This window comes from Pseudoalteromonas sp. NZS11, assembly GCF_015864765.1.
GTDB lineage: Bacteria > Pseudomonadota > Gammaproteobacteria > Enterobacterales > Alteromonadaceae > Pseudoalteromonas > Pseudoalteromonas arctica.
The window spans coordinates 162211-175224 of sequence record NZ_JADYWP010000006.1 but is presented as its reverse complement, the minus strand read 5'-3'; the positions used below and the strand labels follow the sequence as shown (position 1 = coordinate 175224).

General features: G+C 38.6%; 6 protein-coding genes. 4 read left to right on the top strand and 2 right to left on the bottom strand.

Annotated features, from left to right (window positions below):
• Positions 1-177: 177 nt before the first annotated feature.
• Together I6E82_RS14135 and topA are read left to right on the top strand one after the other, a co-directional pair.
• On the top strand, positions 178-3513 hold the full coding sequence (locus tag I6E82_RS14135; RefSeq protein ID WP_197118139.1) for a hypothetical protein: 3336 nt from the start codon (positions 178-180) through the stop codon (positions 3511-3513).
• Positions 3514-3761: 248 nt separating this feature from the next.
• Positions 3762-6470: a type I DNA topoisomerase gene (topA, locus tag I6E82_RS14130; RefSeq protein ID WP_197118138.1), complete on the top strand. Its 2709-nt coding sequence runs from the start codon at positions 3762-3764 to the stop codon at positions 6468-6470.
• 316 nt (positions 6471-6786) lie between these two features.
• On the opposite strand, the gene I6E82_RS14125 is transcribed toward topA, so the two are convergent.
• Positions 6787-7029, bottom strand: coding sequence for a hypothetical protein (locus I6E82_RS14125; RefSeq protein ID WP_007582596.1), 243 nt, complete (start codon positions 7027-7029; stop codon positions 6787-6789).
• Positions 7030-7269: 240 nt separating this feature from the next.
• Between I6E82_RS14125 and I6E82_RS14120 the strand changes: the two genes are divergently transcribed.
• Complete coding sequence (locus I6E82_RS14120) at positions 7270-7815, top strand: TIGR00645 family protein (RefSeq protein WP_007582598.1); 546 nt, start codon at positions 7270-7272, stop codon at positions 7813-7815.
• A 92-nt stretch (positions 7816-7907) separates the two neighbouring features.
• On the opposite strand, the gene I6E82_RS14115 is transcribed toward I6E82_RS14120, so the two are convergent.
• Positions 7908-9530, bottom strand: coding sequence for an alpha-glucosidase family protein (locus I6E82_RS14115; RefSeq protein ID WP_024590098.1), 1623 nt, complete (start codon positions 9528-9530; stop codon positions 7908-7910).
• Positions 9531-10192: 662 nt separating this feature from the next.
• On the opposite strand from I6E82_RS14115, the gene I6E82_RS14110 reads away from it, so the two are divergent.
• Positions 10193-12976, top strand: coding sequence for a TonB-dependent receptor (locus I6E82_RS14110; protein ID WP_197101960.1), 2784 nt, complete (start codon positions 10193-10195; stop codon positions 12974-12976).
• Positions 12977-13014 lie beyond the last annotated feature (38 nt).

Here is a 13014-nt window from a genome sequence, read left to right as displayed (position 1 = left end):
TTTATAAATTTGCCATAGACTACCAGCAAGGAAATATTTACTACAGAAAAAGTTAGTATTTATTTAAAAATATTTTGCACAAAAAAGTAATAAAAAACTGTGATTTTAGACTAAGTTATAGGTTAATATTAAGTGTAAATTAATTTTAATTATAATAACAACGCTAGGGAGAGGTTCATGCCTTTAATGCGACTGCTCGGCATTTCATTGCTAAGTTTTTTACTCACAGCCTGTGGTGGCGGTGGGTCACTTGAAAAAGACGGTTCTATAAGTGATGGTGATTCCACTACAGAGGCTGCTACATACTCGGTTTCATTAAATGGGTATTCTCAAACAGACGCAACAGAGTCAAATTCTGTTACCGCTACCTCCTCTTTAGATTTACGCGCAATTCTTACTCAAGACGGGGTAATTGTTGCGGGTAAGCGCATTACGTTTACATTAGAAGATGAGATTGGTGAACTGTCTCCATCAAGTGCATTAACCCAGAACGATGGTATTGCAACCGTTGAACTTACAGCCGGTGCTCAAGCCGGTGCTGGAGAAGTAACCGCTACTTATACAGTCGATGGTGAATCTTATACAAGTACTTTTGCTTTTCAATCAAGCGGTGGGCAGGGTGATGATACTGGTGTTAGTGGGTCAACAACTCTAACAGTAAATATTGTCGATGAAAATGGTGCTAAGTATTCGGATACAAATCCGGTTACAACTGACAACTTAGGCACGGTTACAGCGACTTTAAAAAATGATGGAGTTGCACTTAGCGAGCAACTTGTTACATTTACTACAAACTTCACAGGTAAAATAACGCCAGACTTAGGAACTGCAATTACAAACTCAGCGGGTGAGGCAAAAGTGACTCTCTCTAGTGGTAGTTTTAAAGGCGCAGGTCAAGTTGTTGCAACTTATAATCCTACGAACTCAACAGAAGTGAGTAATACAGCTGTATTTTATTCATCAGGTGATTCTGCACCAGTTGATTTGGCACAATTCTCTATATCAGTAAAGCTCTTAACAGGCTGTAACGCAGGCTGGGACGATAATCGTTCTAGTGTAAAACTTGACCCTACACAAGCAGCATCGAGTTGTACGGTAGCTAATACAATCTCTTCATCAGAACTAGGTGAATTATTTGTTGAAGTCATTGATGAGCAAAGTGGTGAAGGTAGTAAAAATTCGCTTGTTAATATTTCAACAAATTTAGGTTCTGTTCTCCCTTCATCTGGGACAGCCCTTACCGATAACTTTGGTATTGCTTTACTAAAATTGCAGCCTGGAAATACTGGTGGCGCAGGTACTGTGACTGTAACGTCTGTAGGTGAAAGTAATTCAACTAATTTTGCTGTAGGTATTGCTGATTTAACCCTAGAGGTTGATAACGGGCTTAATAAAGATACTTCAGGAAATGTTATTCCTTTAAAAGCAGGTGGTAGTACCGTTATTGAAGTAACACTTTTAGATGAAGATGGTAATTTATACTTAACTCCAACAGATGTTGAGTTCAGCTCAACTTGTGTAATTAGTGGCGACTCAGTAATTGATGAATCAGTAAAATCATCAAGTGGTATCGCAACATCAACATACCGAGCTACAGGTTGTAGTATTGATGATGATATTAATATCACGGTTGAGACAGGTGGTAAAAACTTTACTGCTACTACGATTATTCCTGTGGAAACATCAGCGGTACAATCAATACAGTTTGTTGATGTCAGCGAAACATTTATTGCATTACCTCCAGGTGAAGGCGGCGCCCCGACTCAATCGATTGTTAGATTTAAGCTAATAGATGCGGATGGCCTTGCATCCACGCAGCAACGTATTGATTTCAAGTTAACAGATTCAGTGGGTGCAGCTAAACTGTCGCTTAGAACAAGTGATACAAATAATGAAGGCTTTGTTCAAACAACGGTTGAATCTGGCATAGTGCCTGGTCCATTAGTGGTAAAAGCGTGTTTTATTTCTAAAGAAGATGTTAATAATTTACCTGAAGGTGATGACTTAACATGTTGGGTTGATGATGTAGAACTGTGTACATCAGAACCAAACAATGAAATTTGTCCAGACGGAACACTTACTTTAGTACCATTGAGCGAGCAGATAAGTTCTGTATCGGCTCAATTAACACTGGCTTCGGGCGTAACAGACCAAAACAGTTTTGATGCAAGCCCAAATACGTTTAATACTAACTCACTTAATTATAACGGTGTTTTAAATGATATTACGGTATATTTTGGTGACCAATTTAATAATTATAACGGTGACGGTGTAGAAGCAACTATTTTAGCTGAAGCTGGTGTTATTGGCTCATCTAGCAATGAAGTTACTTGTAAAACTGACGATGCTACCTGTGTTGTAACCTGGCGCTCTCAAGGGGACCGTCCATTTTATGATTATAAGTGGGGTAACCGAATTGGCGATATTGATGGGGACGCAACAACTACTGAAGGTATTAATCCAAAAACAGGTATTATAAATTGTGACCCATATTTTGGTATTGCAGCTCCTTGTATAAATGGTATTACACGCGCTAAAAATAATGCTGATGGTGTTGTTATGGGAGGGCGTGTAAGTGTTCTCGCTGTCACTAAAGGACAAGAGAACTTTGTAGATGAGCAAACTACTGATGATGTTAAACGCACCAATGGCTTGTTTGATATTGGTGAATATTATACTAGTTACGATTTACCTGAAGCATTTATAGATCACAATGAAAATGCTGCCTTCGATAAAGCAAACTGTAGTGATGCAGATGCTTCAAATTATGACCCGTCTACGGATGAATGTTCTGAGTTAATTTCACGAGGTGGTCATAATGAAACATGGCGAGACCTAGATAATGACGGTATTTATGACTTTGCAGATGGTAAATATAATGGCTTATTATGTAGCGAAGCCGCTGAAAATGCAGGTGAGTGTTCTCGAGAGCTAATTGAGGTGCGTAAACAAATTGAATTGGTTATGTCTGGAGATAACCCATATGTTCGTTTTTCTGTGCTGAAAACAACGGATATTCTTGATGCGCCGTATCCTGTTTACGTACCAGCAGATTGCTCAAGCTCTATTGTTGCTTCTCTGGAAGGTTCTGATGTGCTAGAACGTTGTGATGCTGAATCTATTAATCTATCTACGGTTAACGTTATTATTGATAACCCAGATTATGATGATACGGATCCAGATGAAACAGATCCTGAAACACTTACTATTGATATAGGTCTAAGTGGTATTACAGTTCGTATTCACTACACAGATGAGTTTGGTAATCCACTACCAGCGGGTACAACTGTATCTATAGCCTCTACAAATGGTGACTTATCTATTATCGAAAATAACGCTATTATTCCAAGTACGAATACGGATAAACCAATGTATTCAGATGTTCGTATTTCTCGTGAAGCGGATGGTAATGATAAATTTGACGGTGTACTTTCAATAACATTTGAGTTTACTACTCAGGCTGGTGGCACTAAAACAGTCTCCAAAGGAATCGAAATTTACGATAGTAAATAAGGCTTTATTTTAAAAATGCCAACCTTTAGGTTGGCATTTTTGTTTCTGTTCTATATATTCCACATCAATTAATCTAAAAACACTAGTTTGTTTAATTTAACGACAAAAATTGTTCGTTTATTCAGTAAATACTGAAAAGTTTGTATTAAAAGCTTGTAACAACTAGTGTTTGTAGATATACCTATAAATATTCGCGCCGCTTATGTCGGCAAAACACATTTTTAATATTTGGTTAGAAATAGGCAACTATGGGCAAATCGCTAGTAATTGTAGAGTCTCCTGCTAAGGCTAAAACAATTAATAAATATTTAGGTAATGACTTCATCGTAAAGTCCAGTATTGGGCATGTACGAGATTTACCTACTTCAGGTTCGAGCAAAGCTAAAGTGCCGGCAACTAAAACGCCAGCAGAAGTTCGTAAAATGGAACCTGAAGAGAAAGCAGCGTATAAAAAGCAACGAGATTATACAAACTTAGTCGCGCGTATGGGTATTGACCCAAACCAAGGCTGGGATCCGCATTACGAAATACTGCCTGGTAAAGAAAAAGTTGTTCAAGAATTACAAAAGCTGGCTGAAAATGCAGACCAAATATATCTCGCAACGGATTTGGATAGAGAAGGGGAAGCAATTGCTTGGCACCTTCAAGAAATCATTGGTGGTGATCCTGCTAAATATAAGCGCGTAGTTTTTAACGAAATTACTAAAAACGCAATACAGCAAGCGTTTGAAACACCTGGCGAGCTTAATACTGATATGGTTTATGCTCAGCAAACACGTCGCTTTTTAGACCGTGTTGTTGGCTTTATGGTATCACCTTTATTGTGGGCCAAAGTGGCCCGTGGACTTTCTGCAGGACGAGTTCAGTCTGTTGCGGTACGTTTATTAGTAGAGCGTGAGCGCGAAATTAAGGCGTTTATCCCTGAAGAATTTTGGGATATCCATGCTGACGTTAAAAATACTGAGTCTGAATTACGTTTAGAAGTAGCCAAACAAGCAGGAAAGCCTTTTAAGCCTGTAAATGAAGCTCAGGCTAGCGCAGCGGTTAAAAGCCTTGAGAATGCAGAATACAAAGTAATTAGCGTTGAAGAAAAACCAAGTAAAAGTCGCCCAAGTGCGCCATTAATTACTTCAACCATGCAGCAAGCGGCAAGTACGCGTTTAGGTTATGGCGTTAAAAAGACCATGATGCTTGCTCAGCGTTTGTATGAAGGTGGTTATATTACGTATATGCGTACCGATTCAACTAATCTTTCAAAAGATGCCGTTGAAATGTGTCGTGAGTATGTAACAAACGAGTTTGGTGCTAAATACTTACCAAAAGATCCAATTAGCTACAGCTCTAAAGGCAATGCACAAGAAGCGCATGAGGCAATACGTCCTTCAAGCGTTACCGTGTTATCTGGTCATGTTGAAGGTGTAGACGCCGATGCTAAAAAGCTGTACGAGCTAATTTGGCGTCAATTTGTAGCGTGCCAAATGGTACCTGCTGAATACGATTTAACAACACTAACTGTTGCAGCTAACGACTTCCAGCTTAAAGCGAAAGGCCGTGTGCTCCGCTTTGATGGTTGGACAAAAGTACAACCTGCAATACGTAAGAAAAACGAAGAAGATCAATCACTACCGGCTGTTAAAGAAGGTGAAGTCCTTACTTTAATCGAACTCGATCCTAAGCAACATTTTACTAAACCGCCAGCGCGCTTTAGTGAAGCAAGTTTAGTAAAAGAGCTTGAAAAACGCGGTATTGGTCGTCCATCTACTTATGCGTCAATTATATCAACGATTCAAGATCGTGGTTATGTACGTGTAGAAAACCGCCGTTTCTTCGCTGAAAAAATGGGTGAAATAGTTACCGATCGCTTGGTTGAAAATTTCACTGATTTAATGAACTTTGATTTTACAGCTAAAATGGAAGGCCGTTTAGATGATATCGCTGAAGGCGAGCGTGTATGGACTCAAGTTCTAGATAAGTTTTATACTGATTTTTCAACGCAATTAACTGTTGCTAAAGACGAGCCAGAGAACGGTGGCATGCGTCTTAACGAGATGGTTGAAACCGATATTGAATGTCCTACGTGTAGCCGAAAAATGGGTATACGAACGGCATCAACTGGTGTTTTCCTAGGGTGTACTGGTTACAGCCTTCCGCCAAAAGAGCGTTGTACTACAACAATGAACTTGGTGTCGGGTGATGAAGCAGTTGCAGCTGATGTAGAAGATGTAGAAACTGAAAAGTTAATGCAGATGAAGCGTTGTCCTATTTGTGAAACTGCAATGGATTCATACCTAATCGACGAAACCCGTAAATTACATGTGTGTGGTAATAACCCGGCATGTAAAGGGCATATAGTTGAAGAAGGTACCTTTAAAATTAAAGGCTATGACGGACCAATTATCGAATGTGATAAATGTGGCTCTGACATGGAACTTAAATCGGGTCGTTTTGGTAAGTATTTTGGCTGTAATAATGACGAGTGTAAAAACACACGTAAACTACTTAAAAGCGGCGAAGCTGCTCCACCAAAAGAAGACCCTGTTCACATTACTGAATTAGAGTGTGAAAAGTCAGATGCGTATTTTGTATTACGTGATGGCGCCGCTGGTATATTTTTAGCTGCAAATACTTTTCCTAAGTCTCGTGAAACACGTGCACCTAAGGTAGAAGAGTTAAAACGCTTTAGAGACCGTATCTCGCCTAAGTTTTATTACTTAGCAGATGCACCTGCTAAAGATCCTGATGGTAATCTTGCTGTTGTACGCTACAGCCGTAAAAATAAAGCTCAGTATGTTATGACTGAAGTTGACGGTAAAGCTACTGGCTGGACTGCTCATTATGAAGCAGGTAAATGGACAGAAGAAGCGAAGAAAAAGGCAGCACCTAAAAAGAAAGCTGCTGCAAAAAAGGCACCAGCTAAAGCAAAGCCTAAAGCGAAAGCTAAAAAAGAAGATGAATAAGCACGTTATCGCTTATTCATAACTTTTTATAGGTTTTAAAAAACTATAAAAAAACCGGAACGCACAGCTTGTGTCTATTCCGGTTTTTTTGTGCCTAGTTAAATGTTTTCGCAACGGCTTTATTAGCAGTACATTCAACTAAGCGTATTGGAGATACCAATTTTATTAAAAAATGGTCATTATATTGCACTAAATAACCCACTCACTGCGTTAAAAAACATTCATATAAAACAACTATATGTCATGCTATTTCACTTGCTATTGAGCTGTTTTCTTAGCGCTAAAATGGCTCACTAATTTAATGCAATTGGTATGATTAAATCTTAACAGAAGATACTTTTTTATAGCCTTCAGATTCAAGCTCATCATTTACGCATTTTAATACGTAGGCATTTAGCTCTTCATTGCTTACGTCATCATCTTTAGCCCAGTTAACACACATTTCTGTGTATTCTTTTACCATTTCGGCTGAAGCTGTTGGCGCATCGTCTGCTACCGCGTAAGTCGCAGATACTGCAAATAGTGGAGCTACGATTAATGCTAGCAATGCTTTTTTCATTCGTTTATTCCTAAAAAAATGGTGTGATGACTGATTTACCCAGTTTAAGATTAGGTTTAAACCAGTAGTGCCCAATCCAGAACAACTCTGTTGGTACACTGATTTTTAAACGAAAACGAAATAAAAGATAACGAAATTTTTTTATCGTGAGGATGAGTAATTTACTTGTCAGGATTTCGCAGCATTGTGTTGCAGTGGTTTATAAGCTAAGGTCGCTTTTTTTAATTAAAAGACAAACCAATGTCATCACACACCCCTAATAAAAAACCACGCCAAGCTAATAAAGTAGAGCATGCATTAGAATCTTTTATTTTTAAAGGGCGTTGGCTACTAGCCCCATTTTTTGTGGGTTTACTATTTGCAGTTGTACTGTTGTTAATAAAGTTTTTTAAGCAGCTTTATTTAATGGGTATTGCGACATTTACAGCAACCAATCAAGAGTTACTTGTCGGTATTCTAACTTTAGTTGATACGGCATTATTAGCGGGGTTATTGCTGATCATTACATTTAGTGGTTACGAGAACTTTGTTTCTAAGCTTAATATTGATAATCACGAAGACAGACCATCTTGGATGGGAAAAGTTGGTTTTTCAGGTCTAAAGATGAAATTAATAAGTGCGATAGTCGCTATTTCGGCTGTTGAGTTATTAAAAGTATTTATAAACTCAGGCGCATATCCAAGTGATGAGCTACTTTGGAAAGTGACTATTCATGTCACGTTTGTAATGTCAGGCGTTTTATTTGCTTTAACTGACTACTTAAACAGTAAAACCCAAAGTCATTAGAAAAATTAAACGCATAAAAGAGCCCAAGTAATTTACTTGGGCTTTTTATGTTTAGAGCTTAGCTGTAATATTAAGTGTAATTATTGATGTCATTAACACTTTGCATAAAAGCAAGCGAAAGGCTCAAGTGTTAGTGTGTCTTGGCTTAATTTTGCGCTGTGGTGGCTAAGCTCATTGTATTCTTTAACGATTGATGTTGGCATATCAATACTTGTTTGTTGAGAGCTTAGATTAAACATGCACAGCATTTTTTGCGGTCCAAGCGTTCTATAAAAAGCAAGCACAGGCTCAGGCGTTTCAATAAACTCAATATCACCCTCAAGTAAAACAGTTTGGCTTTTGCGCCACGCCATAAATTCACGGTAGGCGTTTAAAATTGAGTTGCTATCATTAGTTTGCACAGCGACTGATTGCTGTTTGTGTGCATTATCAACGGGTAGCCAAGGTTTTACATCACTAAAACCGGCATGAGATGAATCAACTTGCTCCCAAGGCATTGGCGTTCTACAGCCATCACGCCCTTTAAAGTTAGGCCAAAATGTAATGCCGTATGGGTCTTGTAAGTCTTCAAAGGCGACAGATGCTTCACCTAAACCTAATTCTTCACCTTGGTACATACACACACTGCCACGAAGGGAAGCAAGTAGGGCGGTTAGCATTTTACATTGCTGAGGGTTTATTTCGCCATTTTCGCTCCAGCGACTTGCTACGCGCTCTACATCATGGTTGCTAAATGCCCAACACGGCCAACCCTCAGTCATACGTTGTTCAAGAGTTTGAACCGTAGTTCTAATATATTCACTTGAATAATCATTTGTTAAGAGCTCAAAGCTATATCCCATGTGCAGCTTATCGCCACCTTGGGTGTATTGCGCCATTGTCGCCAATGAATCTTCTGATGAGATTTCGCCAAGCGATACAGTACCTGGGTATTTATTAAGTAATGTGCGAATGTCTTGCATAAACTCAATATTTTCTGGCTGAGTGTTGTTGTAGTAATGATACTGAAATGCGTATGGGTTATCTTCACTAAAACCACGACCCTGGCGCTTATCTTTTGGTTTAGCTGGGTTATCGCGAAGTTGTGCATCGTGATAACAAAAGTTAATAGCATCTAATCTAAAGCCATCAACACCTTTTTTAAGCCAAAACTCTACGTTATCAAGTACAGCTTGTCTTACGTCAGGATTATGAAAGTTTAAATCGGGTTGTTCGGTTAAAAAGTTATGCAAATAATATTGCCCACGGCGAGGTTCCCACTGCCACGCGCCACCACCAAAAATAGACAGCCAATTATTAGGTGCTGTGCCGTCATCTTTAGCTTCAGCCCAAACATACCAATCTGCTTTATCGTTATTTTGATTTTCGCGGCTATCTGTAAACCATTGGTGTTGATCTGATGTATGGCTTAGTACTTGGTCAATTATAATTTTAATATTGCGATCATGGGCTTGGCTAATAAGTTCATCAAAATCGTTTAAATCACCAAAAAGCGGGTCAATGTCACGGTAGTCACTAATATCGTAGCCAAAGTCTTTCATCGGCGATTTGAAAAAAGGTGAAATCCAAATTGCATCAACGCCTAAGCTTTTAATGTAATCAATACGATTAATAATCCCTTTTAAGTCACCAATACCATCGTTGTTGCTATCTTGAAAGCTACGCGGATAAACTTGATAAATAACCGCACCTTTATACCACTGCTTTTGGGTCATGCTTTTCTCCGTCATTCCACACAGTATTTAGACTATTCTTCATTGTGATTACGATTAATCACGTTATTTTCAAAAAGCATACGTGAAGCCTGTAATTCTGTAAAAAGTCTGCATACGTATGCACTAAAAATAATGCAATAAAATTATTTAAAATAAGCGCTTAGCGCATCTTTAGCGGTGTTCGTTTTGTGTGTTTAATGTTTACCAATTATGTTATTCATTCATTTTTTAGTTAAATTTAACCTAACAGTTTGTACTATAAAGGAAATATACCCTTGGTTTTACTAGAAATGGTCTGACCAATTTAACACTTAGTAAATGTGCAATTATTTAAACGTTATATAACAGCGCTAATTAATTTCATCTTGTTTACATTCAAGTAGGAAGGCTATTAGTTTTCTACAGAATAGATTTAATCTATCATGCCCTTTCAGTGTTTTTTGTTTTGTTTATTTTTAATAAAATCATATGGTTAAAATTATATGCGTGTAATGTATGTTAATGTTAGGCTACATTGAAATTGTTGAATACGTATGCATAAAGTTGTTAATAAAATAAATCTGGCGTTAATATTCATCCTGACAACAAAATTAGCTCGCCTTGTTTAACTATCACTTAAACATTGAACGCGGGTATCACAATATGGGTAACGGGAAAACATTATGTCTATGTTCAAACCAAGTATATTAACTTTAGCATTAACAGCTGCAGGCTTATCAAGCTTTGCTACACAGGCTGCTCAAGAAGATACAATAAAAAAAGATGATGTAGAAGTTATCGAAGTTAAAGGCTTTCGTGGCAGTGTTGTAGAATCAATCAACACAAAACGTTTTTCTACACAGGTTGTAGAATCTATTTCTGCAGAAGATATAGGTAAGCTGCCAGACTCTTCAATTGCTGAATCGATTGCGCGTTTACCCGGTTTAACCGCACAGCGCTTAGACGGCCGAGCAAGTCGTGTCTCTATTCGTGGTTTTGGCGAGAATGAAAGTGGCACAACGTTTAACGGTCGTGAGCAGGTATCGATTGGTGATAACCGTGGTGTAGAGTTTGACCTTTATCCATCAGAAATAATGAGCGGTGTAACTGTTTATAAAACGCCAAATGCAAGTATTGATGCTGAAGGTATTGCCGGTGTTATTAATATGCAAACCGTGCGCCCTTTAAGTAAAGGCGAGCGTGTTGTGCAAGTAAATGGGCAGTATGAGCAAACCAGCTTTGGTAAATTAAATCCAGACGGTAATGATGACGGTTACCGAGGCACTATTTCATACATTGACCAGTTTGCTGACGATACAATTGGTGTTGCCTTTGCTTTAAATACAATGAGTTCACCAAATCAAGAAAAACGTTGGAACTCGTGGGGCTACCCAGAATTCACTGAAAATGGTAACGATTATTCAATTTTAGGTGGCGCTAAACCATTTGTACGTTCATCTACACTTGAGCGCGATTCTGCAATGCTTGTACTTGAAGCCGCACCTACAGATAAATTAAACATGACGTTTGATGCGTTATATGTAGATTTTACAGATGAAAAAATTCTACGCGGTATTGAAGTTCCGTTTGCATGGGGACAAGGTAGTATTGATGCAAATAGTGTTGTAGTTGATGAAGCATCTGGCTTTATAACTAGTGCAGTAACACAAGGCCAACGTGTAGTAGTTCGAAACGATTATGAAGAACGCGAAGCGGAACTTACAGCTTTTGGTTTTAATACTAAATATGATATTGACGATTCGTGGTCAGTAGAGTTTGACGCAAGCTACTCACAAGTAGACCGTAAAATCTGGAGTGTTGAGAGCTACTCAGGTACAGGGCGTGGTGATGCTCGCGGTGTTGCAGATAACTTAGGTTATACATTTAATGGTGGAAACACCGGCGCAAGCTTTACTCATGACTTAGATTATAGCGATTATGGTTTAATACAGTTAGGTGGCCCGCTATCGTGGGGTGCAAGCTCTGCACTTAACGATAAATATGGTTTAACTGGTACTGAGTATGAAAACCAAGCGCAAGATGGTTTTATTAATGCACCGACCATTGAAGATGAGCTGTCAACATTAAAAATAGCGGCTTCAAAGGTATTAGAAAACGAGTACATAAGCTCTATTGAATTTGGTATGTTTTACAAAGAACGTGAGAAAACAAAAGATTCAGAAGGTTACTTTATGACGTTATCTAGCTTTTCGCTTGATAGCCCAGGCATGCTTAATGTGCCAGAACAGTACCGTAACGGAAGTGTTGATTTAGGCTTTATAGGCATGGGCGATATGATTGCTTATGACGTAAATGGCTTAGTTAACGACGGTTATTACGACTTACTGGCAGAGAGCTTAACAAATACAAGTCATGCGACTAAATCGTGGACTGTAAAAGAAGAAATTACTTCTGCATTTGTTCAAGCAAATATTAATGCTGAAGTAAGCGGCCTTGCATTAACGGGTAACGTGGGCGTGCGTTATGTACAAACTGATCAATCATCACAAGGTAATGCATTTAGTACTGTTGATGGTGTGGTTGTTACATCACCGACAAACATAAGTCATGATTACTCGCACGTATTACCTAGCTTAAACCTGTCACTTGCGATTGATGAGCAACAAACGATACGTTTTGGTGCTGCTAAAACAATTTCTCGTGCACGCTTAGATGAAATGAATTCATCAGTTAATGCTTCATATAATCAAACACCTGATGAAAATGGCAACTATTGGTCTGTATCGGGTGGTAACCCAAATTTAGAACCTAAAGAAGCAACCGGCTACGATTTTACTTACGAGAATTACTTTAGCGATGAAGGTTACTTCTCTGCTGCGTTTTTCTATAAAGATTTAACTCAGTGGATTTTTGACGGCACGTATGCAATTGATATGTCAGGCGTAGCTGACCCTTCAACAGGTGAAGTTCCTGCAACAGCATCAGGTACAGGCAGCGGTAAAATAAATGGCGGCGGTGGCGATTTATATGGTTACGAGCTTTCACTAGCGTTACCATTTAAAATATTCCATCCATCTCTTGAAGGTTTTGGTTTAATTGCCAGCCATACAGGAATAGAGTCTGATATAGAGGATCAAAACGGTAACGATTACGAGCTACCAGGTCTTTCGGATAAAATTCAAAGCTTAACAGTTTACTACGAAATGCATGGTATGCAATTACGTACCAGTATGCGCAAACGCAGTGCCTTTAAAGGTGATGTATATGGTTTAGGTTTTAACACTGAACAAGTTGATATTTTAGGTGAAACTATTTGGGATGTTCAAGCTGGTTATGACTTCTCTGAGGCCGGTATTGAAAGCCTTGAAGGTTTATCTGTTCAGTTTCAAGTACAAAACTTAACTGAAGAACCGTTTACGTCACTTTCTGGCGATAATGCTCTACAAGTACGTGACTACCAAGATTACGGTCGTACTTACTTGTTAGGCTTTAGTTACAAGCTATAATAAAAGTTGTGTGTAGAAGCCCTTGTGATTTGTTTTAC